At 58.2% G+C, this 22,735-nt stretch carries 25 protein-coding genes; 8 read left to right on the top strand and 17 right to left on the bottom strand.

The features are described from left to right. The first annotated feature begins 23 nt into the window (after positions 1–23). Both asnB and R6Y96_RS00600 read left to right on the top strand, forming a co-directional pair. Positions 24–1,850 carry an asparagine synthase (glutamine-hydrolyzing) gene (gene asnB, locus R6Y96_RS00605; protein WP_318621526.1) on the top strand — a complete coding sequence of 609 codons (1,827 nt, stop codon included), beginning with the start codon at positions 24–26 and terminating at the stop codon, positions 1,848–1,850. A gap of 170 nt (positions 1,851–2,020) precedes the next feature. Beyond that, positions 2,021–2,446, top strand: coding sequence for a rhodanese-like domain-containing protein (locus tag R6Y96_RS00600; RefSeq protein ID WP_318621525.1), 426 nt, complete (start codon positions 2,021–2,023; stop codon positions 2,444–2,446). A 77-nt stretch (positions 2,447–2,523) separates the two neighbouring features. On the opposite strand, the gene groL is transcribed toward R6Y96_RS00600, so the two are convergent. Together groL and groES are read right to left on the bottom strand one after the other, a co-directional pair. Beyond that, positions 2,524–4,137 carry a chaperonin GroEL gene (groL, locus tag R6Y96_RS00595; RefSeq protein ID WP_318621524.1) on the bottom strand — a complete coding sequence of 538 codons (1,614 nt, stop codon included), beginning with the start codon at positions 4,135–4,137 and terminating at the stop codon, positions 2,524–2,526. A 12-nt stretch (positions 4,138–4,149) separates the two neighbouring features. Next, a complete protein-coding gene (gene groES, locus R6Y96_RS00590) occupies positions 4,150–4,422 on the bottom strand; it encodes a co-chaperone GroES (RefSeq protein WP_318621523.1) in 273 nt (90 codons plus the stop codon). Between the two features lie 133 nt (positions 4,423–4,555). Here groES and R6Y96_RS00585 point away from each other — a divergent pair, with 133 nt between their 5' ends. Further along, positions 4,556–4,969: a winged helix-turn-helix domain-containing protein gene (locus R6Y96_RS00585; protein ID WP_318621522.1), complete on the top strand. Its 414-nt coding sequence runs from the start codon at positions 4,556–4,558 to the stop codon at positions 4,967–4,969. Between the two features lie 398 nt (positions 4,970–5,367). Here the strand turns inward: R6Y96_RS00585 and R6Y96_RS00580 are convergent, their stop codons facing one another. From R6Y96_RS00580 to R6Y96_RS00540, 9 genes are read right to left on the bottom strand one after another with little or no spacing between them, the layout of a single operon-like run. Next, on the bottom strand, positions 5,368–6,105 hold the full coding sequence (locus tag R6Y96_RS00580; protein WP_318621521.1) for a proteasome assembly chaperone family protein: 738 nt from the start codon (positions 6,103–6,105) through the stop codon (positions 5,368–5,370). After that, positions 6,087–6,254 carry an RNA-protein complex protein Nop10 gene (locus R6Y96_RS00575; protein ID WP_318621520.1) on the bottom strand — a complete coding sequence of 56 codons (168 nt, stop codon included), beginning with the start codon at positions 6,252–6,254 and terminating at the stop codon, positions 6,087–6,089. The genes R6Y96_RS00580 and R6Y96_RS00575 overlap by 19 nt, the downstream gene beginning before the upstream one ends. 11 nt (positions 6,255–6,265) lie before the next feature. Further along, positions 6,266–7,045: a translation initiation factor IF-2 subunit alpha gene (locus R6Y96_RS00570; protein WP_318621519.1), complete on the bottom strand. Its 780-nt coding sequence runs from the start codon at positions 7,043–7,045 to the stop codon at positions 6,266–6,268. A gap of 7 nt (positions 7,046–7,052) precedes the next feature. Continuing rightward, a complete protein-coding gene (locus tag R6Y96_RS00565; RefSeq protein WP_318621518.1) occupies positions 7,053–7,241 on the bottom strand; it encodes a 30S ribosomal protein S27e in 189 nt (62 codons plus the stop codon). A gap of 7 nt (positions 7,242–7,248) precedes the next feature. After that, entirely contained in the window at positions 7,249–7,527 is a 279-nt protein-coding gene (locus tag R6Y96_RS00560; RefSeq protein ID WP_318621517.1) for a 50S ribosomal protein L44e, read from the bottom strand. A gap of 37 nt (positions 7,528–7,564) precedes the next feature. Next, positions 7,565–8,221 (bottom strand): hypothetical protein, encoded by a 657-nt coding sequence (locus R6Y96_RS00555; protein ID WP_318621516.1) that lies wholly within the window; start codon positions 8,219–8,221, stop codon positions 7,565–7,567. After that, positions 8,218–9,333: a DNA primase small subunit PriS gene (locus tag R6Y96_RS00550; protein WP_318621514.1), complete on the bottom strand. Its 1,116-nt coding sequence runs from the start codon at positions 9,331–9,333 to the stop codon at positions 8,218–8,220. The genes R6Y96_RS00555 and R6Y96_RS00550 overlap by 4 nt, the downstream gene beginning before the upstream one ends. Next, entirely contained in the window at positions 9,330–10,904 is a 1,575-nt protein-coding gene (locus R6Y96_RS00545) for a tRNA uridine(34) 5-carboxymethylaminomethyl modification radical SAM/GNAT enzyme Elp3 (protein ID WP_318621512.1), read from the bottom strand. The genes R6Y96_RS00550 and R6Y96_RS00545 overlap by 4 nt, the downstream gene beginning before the upstream one ends. A 3-nt stretch (positions 10,905–10,907) precedes the next feature. Continuing rightward, entirely contained in the window at positions 10,908–11,180 is a 273-nt protein-coding gene (locus R6Y96_RS00540) for a UPF0058 family protein (protein WP_214022174.1), read from the bottom strand. 68 nt (positions 11,181–11,248) lie between these two features. Between R6Y96_RS00540 and R6Y96_RS00535 the strand changes: the two genes are divergently transcribed. Beyond that, positions 11,249–12,121 carry an ADP-ribosylglycohydrolase family protein gene (locus tag R6Y96_RS00535; protein ID WP_318621509.1) on the top strand — a complete coding sequence of 291 codons (873 nt, stop codon included), beginning with the start codon at positions 11,249–11,251 and terminating at the stop codon, positions 12,119–12,121. Positions 12,122–12,205: 84 nt separating this feature from the next. On the opposite strand, the gene R6Y96_RS00530 is transcribed toward R6Y96_RS00535, so the two are convergent. Both R6Y96_RS00530 and R6Y96_RS00525 read right to left on the bottom strand, forming a co-directional pair. Continuing rightward, positions 12,206–12,658, bottom strand: a complete 453-nt coding sequence (locus tag R6Y96_RS00530) for a UPF0179 family protein (protein ID WP_318621508.1) — start codon at positions 12,656–12,658, stop codon at positions 12,206–12,208. 7 nt (positions 12,659–12,665) lie between these two features. Further along, positions 12,666–13,748 (bottom strand): NAD(P)-dependent glycerol-1-phosphate dehydrogenase, encoded by a 1,083-nt coding sequence (locus R6Y96_RS00525; protein ID WP_318621506.1) that lies wholly within the window; start codon positions 13,746–13,748, stop codon positions 12,666–12,668. A gap of 11 nt (positions 13,749–13,759) precedes the next feature. Between R6Y96_RS00525 and R6Y96_RS00520 the strand changes: the two genes are divergently transcribed. Genes R6Y96_RS00520 through proS form a run of 3 tightly spaced genes read left to right on the top strand, consistent with a single transcriptional unit; the run spans position 13,760 to position 16,634 of the window. Then, entirely contained in the window at positions 13,760–14,605 is an 846-nt protein-coding gene (locus R6Y96_RS00520; RefSeq protein WP_318621505.1) for a DUF63 family protein, read from the top strand. Beyond that, positions 14,598–15,164 carry a stage II sporulation protein M gene (locus R6Y96_RS00515; protein ID WP_318621504.1) on the top strand — a complete coding sequence of 189 codons (567 nt, stop codon included), beginning with the start codon at positions 14,598–14,600 and terminating at the stop codon, positions 15,162–15,164. Before R6Y96_RS00520 ends, R6Y96_RS00515 begins: the two co-directional genes overlap by 8 nt. A gap of 36 nt (positions 15,165–15,200) precedes the next feature. After that, entirely contained in the window at positions 15,201–16,634 is a 1,434-nt protein-coding gene (gene proS / locus R6Y96_RS00510; protein ID WP_318621502.1) for a proline--tRNA ligase, read from the top strand. Here the strand turns inward: proS and R6Y96_RS00505 are convergent, their stop codons facing one another. Then, the gene (locus R6Y96_RS00505; RefSeq protein WP_318621500.1) at positions 16,635–17,090 is read right to left on the bottom strand and encodes a hypothetical protein; all 456 of its coding nucleotides are present in this window, start codon (positions 17,088–17,090) and stop codon (positions 16,635–16,637) included. 300 nt (positions 17,091–17,390) lie between these two features. Further along, entirely contained in the window at positions 17,391–17,951 is a 561-nt protein-coding gene (locus R6Y96_RS00500; protein WP_318621499.1) for a manganese efflux pump MntP, read from the bottom strand. Positions 17,952–17,974: 23 nt separating this feature from the next. Here R6Y96_RS00500 and R6Y96_RS00495 point away from each other — a divergent pair, with 23 nt between their 5' ends. After that, positions 17,975–19,987 carry an agmatine deiminase family protein gene (locus tag R6Y96_RS00495; RefSeq protein WP_318621498.1) on the top strand — a complete coding sequence of 671 codons (2,013 nt, stop codon included), beginning with the start codon at positions 17,975–17,977 and terminating at the stop codon, positions 19,985–19,987. Positions 19,988–20,082: 95 nt separating this feature from the next. On the opposite strand, the gene R6Y96_RS00490 is transcribed toward R6Y96_RS00495, so the two are convergent. Further along, positions 20,083–20,955: a thiamine pyrophosphate-dependent enzyme gene (locus R6Y96_RS00490; RefSeq protein ID WP_318621496.1), complete on the bottom strand. Its 873-nt coding sequence runs from the start codon at positions 20,953–20,955 to the stop codon at positions 20,083–20,085. Next, positions 20,952–22,640: a 2-oxoacid:acceptor oxidoreductase subunit alpha gene (locus tag R6Y96_RS00485; protein ID WP_318621495.1), complete on the bottom strand. Its 1,689-nt coding sequence runs from the start codon at positions 22,638–22,640 to the stop codon at positions 20,952–20,954. The genes R6Y96_RS00490 and R6Y96_RS00485 overlap by 4 nt, the downstream gene beginning before the upstream one ends. Positions 22,641–22,735: the final 95 nt, after the last annotated feature.

The following is a 22,735-nucleotide window of genomic DNA, read 5'->3' as shown; positions in this document are numbered from 1 at the left end:
AACCGGTTGCCGGTATCCCTGGTATGTGTGGTATTGCCGGGCAGTTTGCCCTTGACGGCGGAGAGGCGGATGCGGCCCTCATCGCGGCGATGGCAGAGAGACTTGCCCACCGGGGGCCAGACGGGGAGGGGTGTTTCTTCTCGGGCCCGGTCGGCCTCGCCCACCGGCGTCTTGCCATCATCGACCTATCCGATGAGGGACGGCAGCCGATGCCAAACGAGGACGGTTCGATATGGGTAGTCTTCAACGGTGAGATCTACAATTACCGTGAGCTCCGGGACGAACTCCTGGCTGCAGGACATTCTTTCTTATCTGCAACCGATACGGAGGTGATCCTACATGCCTACGAGGAGTGGGGGAGGGGCTGCCTGCAGCGGTTCAACGGGATGTGGGCTTTTGCCATCTGGGACGGCCGTCGGCGGGAACTCTACTGCGCCCGCGATCGCCTGGGTGTCAAGCCCTTCTACTATACAGTGGCTGGTGGTTCGTTCCTCTTTGCCTCGGAGATCAAGGCGCTCCGGGTGCACCCTGATGCCGGGAAACGGCCGAACGACCGGATGCTTCTGGCTTTCCTGGCCTGGGGTGTTGCCGACCATACTCCAGCGACGATGTATGATGGCGTCTTCCAGATTCCTCCTGCGCACGTGCTTCTCGTCACAGAAAGTGGTGTTGGGGAGCCGGAGCGTTACTGGGATTTCGAGATGAACCCCACACCGCGTGGGGCCGGGATCGATGATGAGGCCGCAGCACGAGATCTCCTGAACCTCCTGACCGATGCTGTCAGACTCAGGCTCAGGAGCGACGTCCCTGTCGGGACGTGTCTCTCTGGCGGGATCGACTCATCAACTGTAACCGCCCTGATCAACCATCTGCTGCGTTCAGAGAGCCCTGAGAGCGTTGGTGACCGGCAGAAGACGTTCTCGGTCTGTTTCGAGGACGGGAGGTTTGATGAGAGCCGCTACATCGATACAGTGGTTGCGGCGACCGGGGTCGAGAACCGCCGGACGAGCCCGGGCACCGACGGTCTCTGGGAGGATATTGAGCGGTTGCTCTATATGCAGGACGAACCGTTTGCGTCACTCTCGATCTACGCTCAGTATTGCGTGATGCGGCTTGCACGGGAGGAGGTGAAGGTGGTTCTCGACGGGCAGGGCGCCGATGAGCAACTTGGGGGCTACATTGCCTATCTGGTGCCCTATATCCGCACCCTTCTTGGGCATGGTGAGGTCCTGGCGGTCATCAGGGAGGTTATCGGAATCCTCAGGCTACATCGTTCGTTTTTCTGGTGGGCGTTACGCCAGGTTCCTGTCCGGTCGCAGCGGCGTGATCTCCTCCTGGGGTCTCCGCCGGAGGTTCTCCGCTACGCAGGAACGCTTGATGAGGTGCTGAAACGGGAGATCACGGTCTCAAACCTCCCACTACTGCTCCACTGGGAGGACCGGAACTCGATGGCCTTCTCGATCGAGGCCCGGGTTCCTTTCCTGGATTACCGGGTTGTGGAGTACCTTGCGTCGCTCCCGCTCGACCAGAAGATACGTGGTGGTGTCACAAAGTACGTCCTGCGGCGGGCGATCAGGGGGCTGGTCCCTGACCGCATCCGTTGCAGGAGCGACAAGATGGGTTTTGTCACCCCCGAGGAGGTCTGGATGAGGGGGGAGCTTGCACCCCGCGTCCTTGAACTCTTCTCCTCGTCGGAGTTTTCAGGTAGGCCCTACTGGGATGCAGAGCGCGTGCTCCGAAACTATCGGGAATTTCTTGCGGGGAAGAGTGCTTACTCCACCGAGTTCTGGCGGATAGCCTGTGCGGAGCTGTGGCTCCGGGGGTTTGAAGAGGGAAGTGCAGTTATCTGAGACGTTGCTGAGCGTGGCTTCAGCATCTTCCGGTCGTGGCCCCGGATGCCGCACCGTTTGAATCTATAATTCGGCCTGAAACGACCGGACTTGGTAGCAGGGGGAAGCCCGGGGGTGAGGATGGCGGATGACCGAAACCTCTTTATCGTTGCTGCCGGTGATATGGAAGTATGGTCGATACCTTCCGTATTCCGCCGCTCCTCCTTGCCGTTCTCGGCATTACCCTCGCCTGTGCGTGTCTCGGAAGTGATTCGGACGGGGAAAAACCGGGTTCTAAGGTGATCCATCCTGCCGAGGCCGCCATAATGATCGAAGATATGGAGAACGACCCCGGATTTCTCATCATCGATCTCAGGACGGCTGATGAGTTTGCCGGGGGGCACATCCCTGGCGCAATAAACATCGACGCCGCGACCTTCCCAGAACAGATTGAGAGGCTTGATCCAGATGGAACCTACCTTATATACTGCCGGAGGGGGATGCGGAGCGCAGGTGTTCACAAATTGATGGATGAGGCCGGGTTTCGCGAGGTCTACGAGATAGAGGGCGGGATCAGCGCCTGGCAGGCTGCAGGAATGCCCCTGGCAGAGGGCTGAAGAGGGCAGGCCCCGGGCCCACCCCCCTCCGGCCGTGCATTGGCAGGGGCTGGCGGGAAAAAAAGAGGCAATTTGCCTCAGATTATGATTGCTGCTGTCTTCGTATCCTTCTCCTCGTCGAAGTCGGTGATTGCAGCCTCCGTCGTGAGGATCAGCCCTGCGATGGAGGCGGCGTTCTGGAGCGCAAGACGGACCACCTTCGTCGGATCGATGACGCCATTCTCCATCAGGTTCTCGTAGGTCTCGGTCTTGGCGTTGTAGCCGAACGCGGGATCGTCGCTACTCTTGACGGTAGCGATGACTTCAGCACCCTCAACACCGGCGTTCTTTGCAATCTGACGGATTGGCTCCTCCAGCGCCCGGCGAACTATGGAGACCCCGATCTTTCGGTCGTCATCGAACTGCAGCGCATCCAGGTTCTTGGTTGCCCGGAAGAGAGTGACGCCGCCTCCGGCAACCACACCCTCCTCGACCGCTGCTTTGGTGGCGTTTAAGGCGTCGTCGATCCGTATCTTCTTCTCCTTCAGTTCGGTCTCGGTTGCCGCCCCAACCTTGATGACCGCGACGCCGCCGCCGAGGTTTCCAAGCCTCTTCCTGAGTTCGTCCTTCTTCCACTCTGAGTCTGTGATGTTGATCTGAGACTCGATCAGGCGCATCCGGTCTTCAAGAGCCTTACGGTCGCCCTTGCCACCGACTATCAGGGTCTTCTCCTCGTCTACCCTGACGGTGTGGGCCGAACCAAAGACCTGCCTGGATACGTTCTCCAGTTTCATCCCCTTATCCTCGGATATAACCGTTGCACCCGTGAGGACGGCGATATCCTCCAGGAGTTCCTTGCGTTCATCGCCGAATCCAGGTGCCTTGACCGCGCAGGCCTTGAGTGAACCGCGTATGATGTTTAAGATGAGCGCGGCCTGTGCCTCGCCGTTGACATCTTCGGCGATTATCAGGAGCGGTTTGCCATCCTGTGCGGCGATCTCGAGGATGGGGAGCATCTGTTTGAGTGAGGTGATCCCCCGGTCGGTGATCAGGATGTAGGGGTTTTCGTATTCGCAGATCATCTTCTCCGGGTCTGTGATCATGTATGGCGAGATGTAGCCCTGCTCAAACTGCATCCCCCTGACCACGTCGAGACTGGTCTCAAGGCTCTTTGCATCCTCAACGGTGATAAGTCCGCTGTAGCCGACCTTATCCATCGCATCGGCGATAAGTCTCCCGATCTCCTCGTCGTTGTTGGCCGAGATTGTAGCAACCTGCAGGATCTTGTTCCGCTCCTTGACAGGAACACTTGTCGATTGGATATACTCCACTGCCGCCGCAACTGCTGCCTCTATGCCCCGCCTGACATCGTTGGGGTTGGCGCCTGCGGATATGTTCTTTAGTCCCTCGGTGAGGATGGCCTGTGTGAGCAGGGTTGCTGTTGTGGTACCATCACCGGTCTTGTCCTGCGTGTTCTGCGCAACCTCTTTTACAAGTTTTGCCCCGATGTTCTCGAACTTGTCATGCAGTGAGATCTCTTTTGCAATCGTTACACCGTCGTTTGTAACGATGGGGTTTGTTGGCCTGTCGATCACAACATACCTGCCTTTCGGGCCGAGTGTGATCTTGACCGTGTCTGCAACTTTGTTGACACCGACAAGGATTGCCTTCCGTGCGTCTTCATCGAACATCAACTGCTTTGACGATGCCATACTTTCTCCTCCTCACTCGATCTTTGCCAGGATGTCCTTAAAAGGGACGAAAACATAGGTTTCAGAGTCGATCTCAAACGTGTCCGAGGTGTAGCCACCGTAGAGAACGTGGTCGCCTGGTTTTAGCGGGAGGTCTGATCCGTCATCGCGCCTGCCTACCGCAATAACGGTTCCCTCTTTTCTGGTTTCGCGTGCCGATTCGGGGATATAAATACCGCTCTTTGTAACTTCTTCCTTCTTGATCGGCTTGATAAGAACCCGTTCTCCGATTGGGACAATCTTCATGTTTATCACCTTCAGAGGAACTTTACAAATATTTACGGATGTATGAATATTTAAACCTTATCAAAATTATCGAAATCTTCTCGATATTATAGATATGTTTATACGTTCTAGGTGCCATAGACATGGATTAGCGATGGCACCGATGGCGAGGCAGATTACATTCAGGCAGATCGAGAGACCGAGGGGGAGAGGGGCGGAAGAGAACCTTGAATGGCTCTTCAACAGCCTCGGTGTAGGTGAGGGGAGAGACGTTGACCAGGTTGCCAGGCGGATCCTGGCTGCACTCATCTCCTACCAGAGTGCCGGAGAGGGTGTATCGGTGGAGAGGATATCCCGTGACTTGAACATCTCCAGTTCACGTGTCAACCACCACATAAGAAACCTTGTCGATGCTGGTGTCGTCTACCGCCACAGGAAACGGATCTATCTGCGCGGGAACTCCCTCCAGTCGCTGGTGCAGGAGTTACGCAAAGACGCTCTCCGTGTTCTTGAAGACCTCGAGGCCGCGGCTGCTGAGATTGACCGGTCTTTTGGCCTTGATAAATGACTGGCGATGCCTGAGGTGAGAGCAGCATCCCCGCAAACCCCTCCTGGAGAGGTGTCACCATCGGGTTCCTCTTCCCGGCGCCGATGGCGGTGAGGAAAACCACGGAAAACACGGATACGCTCCGGCGTCCGGGGTTTGGCCCGACGAAGGAAAGACAGTTGATGCACACCTGTATTGCCAGTAGAGGTTGTCCCGTTCAGGCAACTCAGCGGGAGTTCAGGGCAGGGTGCAATTGCTATGTTCGCTGCCGGGAACCGGACTGCTCTAAAGAAACGTGGAGATCAAAAAGGCCTGTCAGCGGCCTTGCGGTTAACAGGAACGGCCTGCCCATCAGGGAGATGGGCAGGACAATCTCACGGGCCAAAGACTATCTGTATTTTGCGATTCTGCGAAAAAAATTACCCGATATAGTTCAGGTCTTCACGGCCTCTGGCCTCTTCGGTCTCCTGGATCTTTGCTATGATCCGTTCCATCTCCTCGGCACGCTGTTGCAGAAGGGTATGGTCGACCTTGATCCCGAGGAGGCAGGAGAGCACCGTGAGCAGGTTGTCGGCACTTCTTGGATCGACGATATAGCCGCTTGTCTCGCCCATCAGGCATACACCCTCCATGCCCCGTGCGAACCCTAGGCCGAGCAGAAGGCCTGAAGCCCCGACGATCATCCCGCCGCCCTCAAATGCTCCTCCGGCGCCCTCCACCTCGGAGAGGAGGTGCTCCATGTTAACCGCGGCAAGCACCCTCGGGTTCTCGACCAGGTGGCCAACACCGTAGCCTCCCAGGGTGTATATCCGCCGCACACCAAGATCCTGCGCAATGTCCAGATAGCATTCGGTCAGGATATAATGGCCTTCGGCCGAGGTGCTCTGGAAATCCCCAACGAGAAAGAGTATCGCCAGCCCGTTCTTATCACAACGATAGATCTCATTGTTGACAAGATGTGCGACGCCACGCTCGTCGACCACCACCTGCGGCGGGAAATAGATCGAGGAGATCTCCCCGATCTTCTCGGCCTCAAGTTCATGGATCAGGTGCTCGGCAACAAGTTTCCCAACGTGTCCTATGCCGGGCAGCCCCTCGATCAGGACTGAGGCCTCGATCTCATCATCTCTTGTGAAGGTTACTGTGACGTCTTCCATCTGCGCAGCGTCCTCCTGTAATACCCGTACCTATCCTGTGGTGAAAAACGTGCCGGGTGAGCCGGCCCGCATGGCCGACAGCAGACCGGGCAGATGATTGAGAGAGTGTATCTCCCGTCGTGTGGACATCGGCGAATACGACTGCTCATATTATAAAAACCTATCCGGTCTTCTGTTTCCGGATAAACTTCCCAGCGCCACCGGCCCGCTCAACCACACCGATGGCGGCGTTTGCCGCCTTCTCGATTGCCTTCTCGGCCTCCTTGTAATCCGGTGCGGTCACCTTTATCCTGTATTTCGGGGCGCCGATGTAGACCAGATCGATATCCACGTTGTCCATCTTCGGCTGCGCACTCCGTAGCGCCCGGCGGATCACGTTGACACCATCGGGCCGTGGTGTTGAGAGGATCAGATATCCGCTGATCGTCACCCTTGGAACTTTTACGTTCTCGTTTGCGATGGTTATGAGTGCTCTTTTGACAGGTTCATCCAGGTTCAGCCTCTCTGCAGCCTCTCCGCCTGTGCCGACGATCTCTTCGAATGCGGGGTACAACTGACCATATTCACGGTATATGGCTTCTTCGATTATGCCCCTGTCCACCCCGGCAGCCTCGGCAGCAAACCCGATCCATTTTGCGGCTTTCTGCTCGTTCTTCCACTCGTGAATCTTCTCACGCCGCTGGTGCTCGTTCACGTCTTTTAACGAGAGATCGATGTGACCACGGTCAGGATCCACGTTCAGGACCTTGCAGACGACCTTCTGCCCTTCACGTACGTAGTCCCGGATGTGCTTAATCCAGCCCCGCGCTATCTCGGAGATCGGTATGAGCCCTCTACGGCCGTTGTACTCATCAAGGCTCACGAACGCCGCAAAGTCCTTGACATCAGAGACGGTGCAGACGACAAGTTCTCCTTCCTCGGGCCACTCTCTCTCGTGCATGGAACGATCACTCAACTACAGCAACAACCTCAGCCTTTATATCGGCTTTTCCGCCACGGGGTTCTGCAAGAACCCGCCCGCAGATGTTACACTCAACAATTGTGCTTGCTCGCTCAAAAACGAGTTGCTCGTTCTCGCAGTCGGGGCACCTTACCTTCAGGAACTTGCTCCTGTTCTCCCTGCTCACCTGGACCATTCTGTTATCACTCCGTAAGTTCGAATTTGCCGATCCTGACCCCGGGGCGGAGATGGGACTTTCCACAGACCGTGCATCTGTATTTGACATTTGTCCTCTTTGTCGGTTTGTCGCCGCCAGGAACCTTGCTGAACTTGCCCATGTTTCCAACCGTGCTCCTGCGTGCCTTCTGGCGGTCGATCCAGTTGAAGTGACGCACTTTGCCCCTCTTAACCTTCACAACCTCGTGAATCTGGTGACTCCTGCAGAACGGGCAGTAAGTCTTGAATTTGGACGGCATTTTCATGATATTAACCTCTATTCAATAGATTCGGGTACCTATATTACTTGTTAAGCCTGATATTTAAGCCTATGTTGTGCTCGCAGAGGAGTTCCGCATTCTTTTCGGGGAGGGTGATGATATCCCCCTCTTTCAGCACATAGGTTCTCCCATCCAGTCCCATGAACGATTCCACATCGGAGCACACATGTACAAGGGCGTATGCTGTCAACCCCGGGGTTCTTGGGGTGGGGGGTGACGTTAGCGTTGGGGTTTGTTCCATCTCCTCACAACTCACCTCATCGGTCACCCCCTCCCCGGCAAAGAGTTTTGCCTCACCCATGATGAGCGCCTCCCGGCACTCCTCAATGGCCTCCACGATCCGTTTGAACATCGCCCGCTCCTCGGGGAGCATCTTTCGGGTCTCCTCCTTATCGACGTACTCCCCCTCGATCTGCTGGAACGCAAGGTCCAGGATCTGTCTTGTCCGGATGGAGAAGATCTCCTGGACGGTGTCGTTGACGCTGCCGATCGCCTCGATGATCAGGCCCCCCTCCCGGTTCTCCAGCGGGTTCTCAAGGCTGTAGTAGTCCTCCTTGAGTTTCTCGATGTAAGCCCTTGCATTCTCGTAGAGACCGGGCTCGATATGTGAAAGCCTTCCCGAGTGCTGCATATCCAGCAGCATCTGCCGGAGTTTCTCCAGAATATCTGGGACCATCATCCACCCCCTGCTATCTCTGCCATGTTCCTGCAGCATAGATAGATCGCAAGCGCTTCCGGGACTGTCTGGGTCCCTGCCTTGAGCGTGTAGGTGTTCCCGAGCATTGATGCGACGAAGTTTGCCTTAACGTCCACCCGGATATCCCTCTCGCCAAAGACCACCGCGTCCACAAGGGGGTCGAAGTCCTCCAGGTCGTGGAGATCGAGTGGGACGACCCGCATCCCGCTGCCGCCGTGCAGCGTTCCCGGTGTCCGGATAAGCCGTTTGATATCGGTCGTGACTGGTTCATCTGCATGCGCACCGGCGTCCCTGAGCCTCTTCTCAAACTCGGGTGATGCCGTGATTGCCCGAACAACCCTGTTCTGCAGGAGTTCCTCTGCCGGGGCCCTGGAGAGGGCCCCGGCATCTGCCACGAACTGTGCTGCCGTCCGTTTGCCGATACCCTCAAGACCTGTGAGGCGGGCTGTTGCCTCCGCAGGGTCGAGAGCTGCAAGGTGTGAGAGGTAGCCTCGAAGCGTCTCCGTGTAGCGCCGTCGCCATCCCCTCGGTTCGCCCCCGGAAGAGAGCATAATCTCTGGATCGAGTCCTATCCCGCATACGTAATCCACAATCTCGCGCCGCTCCTGGCTTCCCCAGCCTGAAACAGCGATATCGGTGATGTGTATGTGATAGCCCCGCCCCCCGGAGAAGACGATACGCATACGGTTGCGCGAGAACCCCAGTTCTTCGGTCAGCATCTCGATCAGTTTCAGTGTCTCCTCCTTGACACGTGCAAGCATCATCGCGTAGGGACCGCGAACTATCTGGTCGGCATCGAGATCGAAGACAAGGTCGGCACCGGCCCAGTCTTTCTCGTTCATCTTTGGTGCCGACGGTGTCTGGTAGTAGGCCGTCGAGTAGTATACGTGCGCGGGGACCAGGTTTTTAACGTAGGCGGTGAGCTCATCACGGTCGGTAAAAGCCATATGCCGCCGCATCCGGAGTTCTGGTGCGGCGTCGAAGAAGACAAAACCCCATTCGCGCTGCTCGAAGGATGAAGGGACGATGAGGTTGCACCGCCGGTAATAGTCGGCAAACCTCTGTTTCACGAACTCGAGGGTCGCGGGTTTCATGGGAATGTCTTGATCATGTATGGCCCCACACGTTCATATCCCTGTTTCCTGTAGTAGGGCCGCACACCCACACCGCTCATCACCGCGATACGGCGGCAACCATGATCCCGTGCCTCCTCTTCCGCTCGTGAGAGGAGTTGCGCACCGTAACTGCGGTGCTGCCACTCCTCAGGGGACGCAGGGGTGCTTATCGGGACCAGACTCCCGTAAACGTGGAGTTCGCGCAGGAGTGCCGCGCCGGTGAGTTCCTCGCGGAACGTCTGCTGCGGAAACCGGAGCCTTGCAAACCCGATGAGGGTGTCTTTTGAGCCTGCCTGTATGAACCGCTCCTCCCCACCGCATGCACGATAGACCAGGGTCGAGATACTCACCTCTTCCGGAGCCGGTGACCGCCCTGCCTCACGGCACCGGATGCACCGGCATCGGCCTCCCTGCTCTCGGAGTCGCGCTCCTGCAAGCTGCCTGAAGTTGCTGTGCCTTGAACCCGCGGTGATCAACCTTGCCGGAATATCCCGCTGGATGCGCTGGAGCCGGACATACTCCGGGAGGAGAGACTTTGCATAGGCGACGAGATCGATCAGTTCATCCTCTGTGTAGGGCTGGTATTCGCCGCGTTCCCAGAGTGCCTCTATCTCCGTGCCCGGCGTCACCAGTGTCGGGTATATCTTCAGGAAATCCGGTCTGAACCGCTCATCGGCGAAGAGGTCCTCAAACATCCGGCGGTCATCAGCCATGCTCGCTCCCGGGAGATTCGGCATCACGTGGAACCCCACCTTCAACCCGGCATCGCGCAGGAGACCGTTCGCCGCAACCGTCTCTGCGACGGTATGCCCGCGTCGGTTATACTCCAAGATACGGTCGTCCAGGTGCTGGACGCCAAGTTCCACCTTGGTCACGCCCATCCCAAGCATCCGGTTAATATGCTCTTTGAGGCACCAGTCAGGCCGCGTCTCAAAGGTTATCGCGACACACCTGACCCTTGCAGACTCGTTTGAGGCGGCGATTGCATCGAGATCGGGTCCTGCTGGTGCCGTGCCCGCCCGCGGATAATCGTTCATAGCCTGAACGGCCGCGCCGACGAACCACTCCTGGTAATCGATCGGTCGGGCGGTGATCGTCCCGCCCATCACGATCACCTCCGCCTTCTCGATGTGGTGGCCGAGCGCCTCAAACTGCCCGAGACGTGCCTGCACCTGGGCGTAGGGGTCGAAACCGTGCTCTCTTGCCCGGAGTGCAGCTGGCTCCTCACCCGTGTAACTCTGCGGCGACCCGAAGGGGTGCTCAGGCCCGCCGGGGCATGGGAGACATCTGCCGTGGGGACAGGGATGAGGGGAGGTCATCACCGCAACGGGGGCAACGCCCGATAGCGTCCGTGTGGGTTTCACCTGGAGGAGATGCCTGAGCAGTTCACGCTCTTCCGCTGAAGCGGCGGCAAGGATCGCCGAGTTTCGGGGCATATCGATCCCGTACTCCCGGCAGAACTCCAGTTTGATCTTCTGGACGTCGGCAGGGCTGTGCCCGGTAGAAAGGATGCGGGAGATGATCTCCCGGTATGTATCGGTATCGCTCATCGTTTAGTGTTCGGTTGCAATACGTTCGGACTGTGACTGAAAATCGGTTTGATACTGGATGTAGGGGTTGTGGTTGGCCCTGATGTGCTGGACGATCTCGTTTCCAAGAGTCAGTATGGCTTTCTTGTGTGTTACCTTGTTCTTGTGGATATGCACGGGGGATATGTGGAGAGCGTTATACTGGTCGGCCTGGATCTCTTCCCCGGTGACGGTCTCGTAGTACTTCTTGACTTGAACTAACAGCATATGCAGGTGGAGCAGCTCTTCCTTTTGCACGGTTATCACCTTTCCTCGAAGAATACTACTGTTCGCGGGTAGATATATTTTGTTGGTGATCTTTTTATATGCTCAAGACGCGCGGCGTCGGAGCCCTTATCGGGCTTGCAATCGGGGATGCCATGGGCGCGCCCCTTGAAGCCCTTCCTCCGCCTCGAATGACCGTAACGGAGATGGAGGGTGGAGGGGTTCATGACGTCCTGCCGGGGCAGTACACCGACGACACCCTCCAGGCAGCGGCCCTGGCGCAGACCCTTCTTGCGTGCGGAGGTTTCGACCCCGATGACTTCGCTCGGCGACTGGTTCGGGTATATCACGCTAACCCGAAGTTCTTCGGGCCGACATCGCGTGCCGTCCTCGATCTGATCGAGAGGGGTATTCCAGCCGGGACCGCCGCAAGACTGGTCCACGAAGAGCGGGGGGGCAGCCGGAGTAACGGCTGCGTCATGCGCGGCATCCCGATCGGGATCTTTTATCCACCGGATGAAGTGCGGGAGGTGAGTCTTGCCGCCTCGCGCGTGACCCACTTTGATCCCGCGGCCGGCGAGGCTTCGGCGTTCGTCAACATGATGGTCAGCGGGATGTGCCGGGGTGAGGAGGCTGCAACTTCCTTCGGGCGGGCGCTCAGAGCCTGCCGTGATCATGAACTCCTGGGGATGCTCGAGAATTATCGGGCATACCCGCCGGTGCCGTCGCTTGATGCTATAGTCTGCACCCACTGCGCTGTCAGGGTCTTCATGGATGCCAGGTCGTTTAAAGACGCGGTCATTGCGGCTATAAACCTGGGGGGTGACGCAGACACCGTTGGTGCGATCACAGGCGGGCTTGCCGGGGCGAGGTTCGGGCTTGAGGCCATCCCGTCATCGTGGCTTGCCAGACTTCGTGACCTCGACGAACTCCTCTCTCTCGCCTGGCGGCTTGTAGGGGTCAGCAGGCCGTAGGAACTCCATTGGTGAAGCCTCTGTGGGCCCACCAGAGCACAGAAACCCTGGTTAGAAGAAATTTGGGCCTGAAGCAGCAGTATCTCAGACCGGCCGCAGTTCCACGAGTTTGAGAGTCCAGCCTCGCTCGCATACATCGGGGGCGTTGCCAAGAACCTCATCGATGATGTACTTTCCCCCGTCGATGATACCATCTGGGTGGCAGAGCCGGTAGCCCCGGCAGCCCGTTCGTGGACAGGTAAACTCGTAACTGACCTTCGAGTTCACGATTGCCATCTCAGCGCTGATCAGCGCGACGACCGGCCCTTCCACGACGTCGACAGCGATCACCGCCTCGTGGTGGACGGGGCAGTCGTGCCGGGTGTTCGGGCGGACAGCAGCGATCCGATACTTCTTTTGTGGCTGAAGGTTGTGACAGATCTTGCGCACCTTGCAGCCATCGCACTCAGGAGACAGAATGCCTTCATAGACGAAATCAAGTCCCGGTTTTGCGAGTGTTACCCCGATCAGGGTCACCTTTACCTTCTCCTCTGCCATCACACACTCACTCCTGGTAGAGCATCCTCACCAGGTTCCGCGCAGACTCGCGCGTCAACCCCATATCCAGTATCGTGAACCGTTCCGGCCGGATCGTCCGCGCCGCAAGCAGTGCCTCCACGGCGGTCTCGTCATCCACCCCGATCTCCGCGGGGGTTGTCGGAGCGCCGATCTTTCGCAGTGAGTCGCGAATCCCTCTCCAGTCCCCGCCGTGGAGGTACATCGTGATGATCGCGCCAATACCGCACTTCTCGCCGTGGAGTCCCTTTCCTGGCGCCAGACGCTCCAGCGCGTGGGAGAACTTGTGCTCGCCGCCGCTTGCGGGTCGGGACGAGCCTGCGATGCTCATGGCAACGCCTGAGGAAACCAGGGCTTTCGTTACGATCCAGGCACTCTCCTCGGAGTTCGGCTTGATGAGGTCTGCGTTATCAAATAGGATCTCGGCGGTCATGCGGGAGAGCGTCAGGGCATACTCCGATATGGGTTCGCCCCTGAGACGGTGAGAGAGTTCCCAGTCGAGGATCGCGGTATAGTTTGCGATGATGTCCGCACACCCGGATGCGAGCAACCGGTGTGGTGCTGATGCGATGACGGCGGTGTCGGCAACCACAGCGATGGGAGGCTCAGCGGCGAGCGAGACGTTCCCCTCGGCGGTAGGAACCGATGCCCTTGACGAGGCTATCCCGTCGTGCGACGCAGCAGTCGGGACGCTGATGAAGTGGCGGTCGGTGTTGTAGGATGCGATCTTTGCAGTGTCAATCACCCTGCCCCCCCCGACACCGATCACGAACGCAACCTCTGCCGCCGCTGCCTCGGCCTTTCTGATCGTCTCGAGGGGGTCGCCATCTATCGCGATGAACGTCCTGACGTCATAGGACGCTGAAAGAAGAGATTCGACCCGCCTTCCGGCAACATCCCGCGTCCGGCCCCCTGATACGATGAGCACAGAGTCGCCGAGGGCAAGGTCTTCGCAGACGGCCGGGATCTGCTCGATGACATCATGACCGATGAGGACATCACGCGGGAGCTGCATCCATTTGGACTTGTCAAAGACCTTTGTTCGGAGTAAGTTTATGCGGTCTGCGCTCATTTAGATCAACAATGATTAGGGAGTTCCTCTACAAATATTACATCGATCCTATACGCTATGGTGAAGCGTATACACTTGTCGATACCCTGACATACGCCCTGATCCTTGTTGTAGCGGTTTATCTCCTTTACCGGGGGCTCCGTCGCTATGGGATTGCCATCGATGACGAGCTGGTGCTTGCGACCCTGCCCTACGTTGTCTTTGGCGGTCTCCTGAGGGTCGTTGAGGATACCGGGATGATCACCTCCGATCTCAGGTTTCTCCTGATCACGCCATTGATCTTCTTTCTGATCGCTCTGATCGCAGGCGTTGCCCTCTTTGGAGGGAAGATCGCGGAGAACGCCGGCCTTGTCAGCCGCTACAGCAAGGTATATGCTGGTGTGGGGGTTGCTGGTTCTCTCCTCTCTGGCGCGGCGCTTGTCTGGTTTGGCCTCACAGAGACGACGATCGCGCTCGGCGTCCTCGCCGCCATCCTGGCTCTTGCAGCGGTAACCTCGGTTGCCCTCTGGGTGTTCTTGGCATACGTGCTGAAGTGGGGCTATGTCTCAAACCTGCTCTACAAACTCCTTATATTTGGGCATATGCTGGATGCGAGCGCAACAAGTTACGGCATAGATCTCCACCCAGTCCATTACGTCGAGCAGCACGTTGTTGGTGGGGCGCTTATCGATGCGACAGGCACCGCGTTCTCTATGTTCCTCCTGAAGTTCGCTGTGATCGTGCCTGCCGTGTATGTCCTGGAACTCTACCGCCGCGAGGGGGATACGGGGTTCTGGCACCTCATACTCCTTGCCATGATAATAGTCGGGATGGCGCCGGGGATACGTGATCTCACACGGATGGTGCTTTATGTCTGAGAACAGTCTTACCCGTGCCACAATATTTGCGGCCGTCTTCTTTGCGGTATCGATCGCCATCGGCGCAGGCTTCGTCGTCCTCAATCCGGGGTTTGGAGATGAGGTTCTATCGCTATTCAATGAGCAGGTGGTAGGTCAGATACTCTCCGATTCCCTGGCGGTGCTGGCGTTCAGGATCTTCTTGAACAACCTGAGCACATGCCTCCTCCTCTTCCTGGGGGGCGCATCTCTTGGCCTGGTCACGATGCTGATCATCTCGGTCAACGGGCTGTTGATAGGTGTGGTGACAGAACTTGTGAGATCTCAGCAGGGGGCGCTCTACGTCGTGGCGGCGCTCGTCCCGCACGGCATCTTCGAGATACCTGCCGTCCTGATATCGGGGGGGCTCGGTTTTCTCCTTGCACGTGCGCTCATCGCTGAATGGCATGGTGCCGGGGATGCCGCTGCAGAAGCCCTCTCTCTTGCTCGCCTCTTTCTCCGGGTCGTCATCCCTCTTCTTGCGGTCGCTGCGGTTGTGGAGGCATTTATTACGCCCGCAATCCTAAGTATGATAACTTAATAGCGGCAGATCAAGAGTTTCGAGGTAGGAAAACGGATGGAAGAAGATACAGGTGCAATCCCCCGGAAAGAAGATTTTTCGAGCTGGTACAACGAGATCCTCTGGCGAGCCGAGATCATGGATGTCCGTTATCCGGTCAAGGGGCTGTATGTCTGGTACCCCCACGGTTTCGGTATCAGGAAACGTGCATACGCAATTCTCCGGGAGATCATGGACCGCGACCATGCTGAGACGATGTTTCCTCTTCTCATCCCGAAGACCGAGTTCATGAAAGAGGCCGAACATATCAAGGGGTTTGAGGATGAGGTTTACTGGGTCACCCACGGCGGCAGGACCGAACTCGACGTCCCGCTCGCCCTCCGTCCTACGAGCGAGACCGCCATCTATCCGATGTACTCACTCTGGATCCGGTCGCACACCGATCTGCCCTTAAAACTCTACCAGATCGTCAATACGTTCCGCTACGAGACAAAGCACACCCGCCCGCTCATCCGTCTCCGGGAGATCACATCGTTTAAGGAGGCGCACACCGTCCACGCAACAAGGGAGGAGGCGGAAGCGCAGGTTGAGGCTGCGATTCGCCTCTACCGTGAGTTCTATGACCGAATCCGGGTGCCGGTGATAGTCTCCCGCCGCCCGGCATGGGACAGGTTCCCTGGCGCAGACTACACCGTCGCCCTCGATACCATCATGCCCGATGGCAAGACGCTCCAGATCGGGACGGTTCATATGCTTGGCGACCACTTCTCCCGCACCTACGAGATCACCTACGAGGACGTTAACGGGGAGCAGCAGTATGCCTATCAGACCTGCTACGGCATATCAGAACGGTCTATTGCGGCTGTGATCAGCGTCCACGGCGACGATAAAGGGCTGGTGCTGCCGCCGGAGGTGGCGCCGATCGAGATAGTAATTGTACCGATCATCGTCGGGAAGAGGCGTGATGAGGTCATCTCGGCTGCCAGGGCGCTTGAACTGGAACTCCGGGATGCTGGCTACACCGTTAAGGTTGACGACCGGGATATGCGGCCGGGGGCGAAGTACTACCACTGGGAGATGCGCGGCGTCCCGTTGCGGATCGAGATCGGGCCCAGAGACATCGATGCAAACACCGTTGTCGCCGTCAGCCGCACCGGCAGGAAGACCACGCTCGACCGGCGTGGTGTTGTTGAAGGGATTCATTCGATCCTTGCAGAGTTTGGCGAGGAGATCTCCGAGGTTGCGCGGCGGGCAATGGCCGACCGCATCACCACCACGTCAAGTCTTGAGGAGACCGCAGAAGCGTTGAAGACCGGGGTTGCAGTGGTTCACTGGTGCGGGTCGCGCGAGTGTGCAGAAAAGATTGAGGCGGTGGTGGATGCGGGCATCATTGGCTCCGAGATCCACTCCGGCCTCATCACAGTCTCGGACGGTCCGTGTATCGCCTGCGGCAGCAAAGGCACGTCTGCCCTGGTTGCCAGAACCTACTGATCAGCAGGATGGGCAGATATGGGACCTCCGGTAGTCGGGGGACACAAGGTCCCCTGATATAACCGCTCTACCACCCCGGAAGAATATCCTCCCGCACCTTTCACACCTCTTCGGGAGGAGTCGCTCCAGGCGACGCATTGGTACTTCCAGAGTGAACTGCATCTTCTCCGCTTCCAGGGGGTTGCAATGGCAGGCCTCCTCGTAGCGGGAGAGAATCTGCATGACCTGGAGGGGTGTTGCACCCTCCCCGCAGAACCGCTTGAAGACATAATATTGGAAGACCATCCACCCGAGATCGGAGCGCTCAATAGTCTCCTCGTATTCACTGCATGTTCCATCGTCGTCATCGAGGGAATACCCGCAGAGGGGACAGTGCCCACCCACAAGTTCGTCCAGGAATACCTCTTCATGGCAGCCTGGACAGGTGGTGTGGGGGGTATGCATTCTGGAAGTCATGATTGAACTTGCCTCATTGGTTTTGCTCTTCCGAATACGGCTTTCGGAAGCGTTCCACGCGGGATGCGCGGTCTATACGGTTTTTCATGAGGTTTACTACGTATTGCGTCTGGTGTGTTCTTATACGTGTCGAATGGGGTATACGGGATCGGTTGAGACCACCAGGAGCCCATCAAACCAGTTTGCTCATGATTCGATGCCCTCCCGCGTGGAGGGGCAGTGCATGGAGATTGCCGGGAGAAATTTTGACCGCCTCCGGTTACGCATATTGGCGGGGCAGTATCATCTCTCGATCCTGTCTTAGAAGAGAAGATGTTCGTGCAGGATCTGCAGACCGATGCCGATAAGGATCACACCGCCGATGACCCCAGCGTTTCGCCCGGCAATCCGGCCAATAGATCTCCCTAGAACCACTCCGGCAGCAGAGAACGCGAATGTCACGATCCCGATGATGGCTGCGGGCCAGAGGATAGGGGTGTCCAGCATGGCGAACGAGACACCGACAGCAAGCGCATCGATGCTTGTCGCGACGGCAAGCAGCAGGATGGTGACTGCACTCAAGTTTGCAAACTGCGCGTTCTCACCATCCCCGCGCACCGCCTCGAGGATCATCTTTCCGCCGATCAGCACAAGCAGGAGGAACGCAACCCCGGGGCCGTAGAATCCGATGACCCCTGCGACCGCTGTCCCGCCAAGACAGCCGAGCACCGGCATACCCGCCTGGAACCCGCCGAAGAGTGCGCCTGCGATCAGGGGCCAGCGGTGCCCTCCCTCCCGCATACCCACCCCACCACTGATCGAGACGGCAAACGCGTCCATAGCAAGCCCGATTGCGATGAGGATGGTTGCGGCTGTGTCCATCGCGTCCGTAGAGATCTGGTGGGATGCTGGATAAACGCTGTGTTACGACGATTGTTATAAGACGCTGGAGCGTCCTACGGTATGAGGAGATGATGGAGATGAGCAAGCAAACGATCGCCCTCATCCAGACAGCGGTAAGCGAAGACCCCGATCACAACCTCAAGCACGCCCTGGATATGGCAGGCTCGGCGATCTCAAAGGGTGCGCGGATCATCTGCCTTCCGGAACTCTATCGTGCCCCTTACTTCCCTCAGTATGAGGATGCGGACGCCTCGGCCTACGCCGAGACGATCCCCGACGCTTCGACAGAGGCGTTCTCGGCACTTGCCCGGGAGCATGGTGCGGTCTTCATTCTGCCTATCTACGAACGGGCCGCGTCCGGTGAACACTACAACTCCGCGGTGGTGATCGATGCTGACGGTCGGGTGCTCTTCCCTGCCTACCGGAAGGTGCACATCCATCAGGATCCGCCCATCTACGACAAAAGATACTTCCACGCCGGCGACCGCTACAGGCTCTATGACACCCGCTATGGCCGTATAGCCGTGCTCATCTCCTATGATCAGTGGTTCCCCGAGGCTGCAAGGGTGGTTGCGCTGCGGGGCGCCGAGATGATCTTCTACCCCTCCGCAATCGGCTGGATCTCCGGTGAGAGATCTCCCGGCAGCGACTGGCGTGAGGCGTGGGAAACCGTCCAGCGCGGTCACGCGATAGCAAACGGTCTTCACATCGCCGCTGTAAACAGGGTGGGCGAGGAGGGGTGTATCCGGTTCTTTGGGAGTTCGTTCATCGCAGATGCGTTTGGAAACGTCATTGCCCGCGCGAGCGAGGCCGATGAGGAGGTCCTCATCGCAGAGGTTGACCCCTCGATGAATGAGGCTGCCCGGGAAAGATGGAATCTATTCCAAAACCGGAGGCCGGAGACCTACAGGGCGCTCATCCGGAAGTTCCCGCCGGGCAAGACGCCGCAGGCACTGGGTTACCGGATGCCTGCAGAGTGGGAGCCGCACGATGCTGTCTGGCTCGCCTGGCCTTATGACCGGGAGATGCTCCCTGACCTTGCCGCGGTGGAGTGGAACTATGTTGAGATCATTGCAGCGCTCCGCCGCTCGGAGACTGTCAACCTCCTTGTAACCGGGGAGCAGATGCATACCCGTGTTGGGGGGATACTCCTTGAGGGCGGCATCGATGCGTCCGGTGTGCGGTTCCACATGCTCGATTATGCCGATGTCTGGCTCCGCGATTACGGGCCGATGTTTGTGATCAACCGCAGGACAGAGAGCCTTGCGATGGTGCACTGGAACTTCAATGCCTGGGGAGAGAAGTATCCTGACCTCAAGAAGGATTCAGAAGTCCCGCTCATGATGAACCGTGACCTGAACCTCCCGATATTCACCCCCGGTATCGTTCTCGAAGGGTCTTCGGTCGAGGTTAACGGCGCCGGGACGGCGATCGTGACTGAGTCGTGCCTCATGAACCCGAACAGGAACCCACGGAGCGCACGTGAGGATATCGAGGCCTATCTGGAGGCATACCTCGGTGTCAGCCATGTCATATGGCTGAAAGAGGGGATCGCTGGCGACGAAACCGGTGGTCATGTCGATAACATCGCGCGGTTCGTGAACCCGACAACCGTCCTCTGTGTCATCGAAGACGACAGGGATGACGAGAACTACGCTCCGCTGAAGGAGAACTACGAGATCCTGCGGTCGTCAACCGACCAGGACGGTAAACCCTTAACGGTAATCCCCCTCCCGACACCAGGCAGGGTCGGCGGTGAAGTACGATTGCCGGCCAGTTACGCGAACTTCTACATAGGAAACACCGTTGTGCTTGTGCCGACCTTCAAACACCCCAACGATGCTGCAGCCCTGGCACGGATTCGGCAGGCTTTCCCGGGCAGGAAGGTCATCGGGATAGACTGCACGGCACTGGTCGAGGGGATGGGCGGAGTTCACTGTATAACTCTTCAGCAGCCATCAATTTCGTCCGATGTCACCGGCCAGAGGGCAGAAAGCCCCTCCCGAAAGAAGTAAGCGGGTCATGGGAGATTGAAGTTATAAGTCGCGGAAAGAGTTGGCTTTGAGGGCAGTTTGCCGGAAAAGCCGGCGGGGGTGTAAAATGACCCCCCTCACCTCCAGCCCTCGACCAACCTCTGGACGCGCCCGCGCCGCTCTTCAAGCCCGCTCGGCGGTACACTGAAACCCTCTTCGTAGAGGGGCCGCTCAATCGAATAGAACGTCCCGATCGCGATAGGCGCATCCCGGTCGTAGTCCCATTCCCTGATCTTTTGAAGAGCGCTCTCGAACCGACCGGTATCGAGATCGCCATCCTGCATCTCGTAGATATGCGCGTCATAGTAGTCGGTCAGGTTGGAGTAGGTTGCACAGATCTGGAGGAGATCGACGAAAGAGAATCCGCGGTGCATTATCGCCTCTTTGAAGATATCTTTGAGGTGCCGGGTCTTCCGGGTGTAGCCCCGTGCGATGTGGGTGGCCCCGGCGGCGAGCATCACCTCGAGCGGGTTCATGGGCTGCTCCGCCACCCCCCGCGGCGTAGAACGCCCCCGGAACCCTGTGGGCGACGTCGGGGTGTACTGTCCGGTCGTCAGACCGTAGACCCGGTTGTCGTGGACGATCACGGTTATATCGGTGTTCCGCTTGGCCGCAAAGATGAGGTGGTCAAGCCCCTCGGCGTAGATGTCACCGTCGCCGACGTGACAGATTACCCGCAGGTCACGGTTTGCCAGGCGTATCCCGGTGGCTGCCGGGATTGAACGGCCGTGGATGGTGTAGAGGCTGTTGACGTTCAGGTAATCCATCAGTTTCCCGTGGCACCCGATACCGCCAAGGAAGACGAACTTCTCGATGGGTATACCCTCCTCCTCCGAGATTTCTGCGATGGCCGATCTCATCATGTGCTGGATCGAGAAGTTACCGCAACCAGGACACCAGGTGTTCTGCACCGGAGTTATAAGTCCAGCGGCAGACCGGTCCGGGGTCATACAAACACCTCTTCGAGCCTTGCAGTGAGTTCATCGACCGCAAACGGTCGACCATCGTACTTCAGGATGGATCTGCCTGGATCGAATCCATGCTCCCTGAGAAGACGGGCGACCTGACCCGTGGCATTGTTCTCGACGCAGACCACCTCTCCCGCGCCGGCCATCGCCTTGCTCCAGGCCTCAACCGGGAACGGGGCAAGCACAACAGGCTGAACAACCCGCGCGCCGACCCCGGCGGCGGCCTCGATACACACCCATTTCTGCGATCCCCAGCATATGATGGTCCTCGCCGCGTCAGGTGCACCGTAGGTCTTCACGGTCTGGTAGCCCTCAAGTTCCGCTTTCAGGCTCCCGGCTTTTCTGAGCAGTTTCTCCTGCAGTGCACGGATCTCCTCTGCTTTCTCGGTTGTAAACCCCCTCTCGTCATGGGCGTAGCTGTTTGCCTTGACCGTCACCCCTTCCATTCCCGGGAAGGCAAGCGGGGATACTCCATCCTCAGTCAGGCGGTAACGCCGGTATTCTCCCTCTCCATCCTCGAGCAGCGGTTCGTGGTCCCGCGGCGGAGTTGATGCATCGAGATCGAAGGAGCAGGCACCTTCAGCGAGCGTCTTATCCATCAGGATGATCGCCGGGACCTGGTAGCGCCAGGAGAGCATCAGCGCGGTCGCGGACCAGGCGCAGGCCTCATGCGGATCCCCCGGGGCGACGACGAGCCTTGGAAACTCCCCCTGGCCGGCGTTCAGGGCGAAGTGGAGGTCGCTCTGCGCGGTGTATGTAGGCACACCGGTGCTCGGGCCGGGCCGCTGCGACAGCACTATTGTCACCGGCATCTCCGACATCCCGGCAAACGAAAGCCCTTCGGTCATCAGGCAGAACCCTCCACCGGAGGTTCCGACCGCTGCTCTTTCCCCTGTGTAGGCAAGCCCAAGAGCCATCAGGATGACGCTTATCTCGTTTTCCGGGTGGATCACCCTGATCCCGAGATCTTCGGCGCGGCCGGCCAGAAAATGGAGAACCCCCGATGAGGGTGTCATGGGGTAGGCGACGTAGGTATCAAGCCCGCCGTAGACCAGTCCGAGCCCGGCGGCCTCGTTACCCGTCAGGACAGGGAGTGCCGGGGCATCCAGCTGTTTTACGGAAAAGACGCTCTCCACCGCGCTGTAGCCCCTTGCAGCAACCCGGAGGTTTGAATCCAGGTGTTTTTCCGGGACGGCTGCGCGGAGGACATCTTCGAGTATCTCCCGGTCGATCCCTGCAACACGGGCAAGCGCTCCGAGCATCGCGGAGTTTCTGGTTATCGGGGACGCTCTCTCTTCCGCAATGATATCATCAAGGGGGAGGCCGTAACCCATCCCCTCTTTCACCTGCGAGGAGTCGTAGATGACCGTTGTCTTCCCGTCGATCCGCTCCTTATGGGTCTCAATGGTTTTACGGTCAAGGGCCAGCAGAACGTCGACCCTGGTGCGGTGCGCCCCGATTGGCCTGTCCGCGGCGCGAATGATTGCAAAGTTGTGCCCGCCCCGGATGAGCGAGGGGTAATCGAAGTACATGTAGACGCGGTAACCGAGGCTGGAGAAGAGACCTGCTATGGAGAGGCCTGCCGTGTTGATACCCTCGCCAGCCTTTCCACCGATCAGTAACGAGTATTCTTGCATGGTGTTCAGACCTCGCATAAGTTCGCTCATGGATAAATAGGTTCCTGCAGGCGTCGGGAGACGGTGTCTGAGACGGGGTGGCAAAAATACCGCAGGCCGTACAGTACCGCAAAAAAAAACTACAT

It is taken from the genome of Methanoculleus receptaculi (assembly GCF_033472595.1).
Classification (GTDB): domain Archaea; phylum Halobacteriota; class Methanomicrobia; order Methanomicrobiales; family Methanoculleaceae; genus Methanoculleus; species Methanoculleus receptaculi.
The sequence above is the reverse complement of the archived record's forward strand: the minus strand, read 5'-3'. Positions and strand labels throughout refer to the sequence as shown.

Bases quoted from the DNA above. Each gene is read 5' to 3' on its own strand.
- asnB (WP_318621526.1), top strand. From the start codon at position 24: ATGTGTGGTATTGCCGGGCAGTTTGCCCTTGACGGCGGAGAGGCGGAT.
- R6Y96_RS00600 (WP_318621525.1), top strand. From the start codon at position 2,021: ATGGTCGATACCTTCCGTATTCCGCCGCTCCTCCTTGCCGTTCTCGGC.
- groL (WP_318621524.1), bottom strand. From the start codon at position 4,137: ATGGCATCGTCAAAGCAGTTGATGTTCGATGAAGACGCACGGAAGGCA.
- groES (WP_318621523.1), bottom strand. From the start codon at position 4,422: ATGAAGATTGTCCCAATCGGAGAACGGGTTCTTATCAAGCCGATCAAG.
- R6Y96_RS00585 (WP_318621522.1), top strand. From the start codon at position 4,556: ATGGCACCGATGGCGAGGCAGATTACATTCAGGCAGATCGAGAGACCG.
- R6Y96_RS00580 (WP_318621521.1), bottom strand. From the start codon at position 6,105: ATGGAAGACGTCACAGTAACCTTCACAAGAGATGATGAGATCGAGGCC.
- R6Y96_RS00575 (WP_318621520.1), bottom strand. From the start codon at position 6,254: ATGAGCAGTCGTATTCGCCGATGTCCACACGACGGGAGATACACTCTC.
- R6Y96_RS00570 (WP_318621519.1), bottom strand. From the start codon at position 7,045: ATGCACGAGAGAGAGTGGCCCGAGGAAGGAGAACTTGTCGTCTGCACC.
- R6Y96_RS00565 (WP_318621518.1), bottom strand. From the start codon at position 7,241: ATGGTCCAGGTGAGCAGGGAGAACAGGAGCAAGTTCCTGAAGGTAAGG.
- R6Y96_RS00560 (WP_318621517.1), bottom strand. From the start codon at position 7,527: ATGAAAATGCCGTCCAAATTCAAGACTTACTGCCCGTTCTGCAGGAGT.
- R6Y96_RS00555 (WP_318621516.1), bottom strand. From the start codon at position 8,221: ATGATGGTCCCAGATATTCTGGAGAAACTCCGGCAGATGCTGCTGGAT.
- R6Y96_RS00550 (WP_318621514.1), bottom strand. From the start codon at position 9,333: ATGAAACCCGCGACCCTCGAGTTCGTGAAACAGAGGTTTGCCGACTAT.
- R6Y96_RS00545 (WP_318621512.1), bottom strand. From the start codon at position 10,904: ATGAGCGATACCGATACATACCGGGAGATCATCTCCCGCATCCTTTCT.
- R6Y96_RS00535 (WP_318621509.1), top strand. From the start codon at position 11,249: ATGCTCAAGACGCGCGGCGTCGGAGCCCTTATCGGGCTTGCAATCGGG.
- R6Y96_RS00530 (WP_318621508.1), bottom strand. From the start codon at position 12,658: ATGGCAGAGGAGAAGGTAAAGGTGACCCTGATCGGGGTAACACTCGCA.
- R6Y96_RS00525 (WP_318621506.1), bottom strand. From the start codon at position 13,748: ATGAGCGCAGACCGCATAAACTTACTCCGAACAAAGGTCTTTGACAAG.
- R6Y96_RS00520 (WP_318621505.1), top strand. From the start codon at position 13,760: ATGATTAGGGAGTTCCTCTACAAATATTACATCGATCCTATACGCTAT.
- R6Y96_RS00515 (WP_318621504.1), top strand. From the start codon at position 14,598: ATGTCTGAGAACAGTCTTACCCGTGCCACAATATTTGCGGCCGTCTTC.
- proS (WP_318621502.1), top strand. From the start codon at position 15,201: ATGGAAGAAGATACAGGTGCAATCCCCCGGAAAGAAGATTTTTCGAGC.
- R6Y96_RS00505 (WP_318621500.1), bottom strand. From the start codon at position 17,090: ATGACTTCCAGAATGCATACCCCCCACACCACCTGTCCAGGCTGCCAT.
- R6Y96_RS00500 (WP_318621499.1), bottom strand. From the start codon at position 17,951: ATGGACACAGCCGCAACCATCCTCATCGCAATCGGGCTTGCTATGGAC.
- R6Y96_RS00495 (WP_318621498.1), top strand. From the start codon at position 17,975: ATGCTGGATAAACGCTGTGTTACGACGATTGTTATAAGACGCTGGAGC.
- R6Y96_RS00490 (WP_318621496.1), bottom strand. From the start codon at position 20,955: ATGACCCCGGACCGGTCTGCCGCTGGACTTATAACTCCGGTGCAGAAC.
- R6Y96_RS00485 (WP_318621495.1), bottom strand. From the start codon at position 22,640: ATGAGCGAACTTATGCGAGGTCTGAACACCATGCAAGAATACTCGTTA.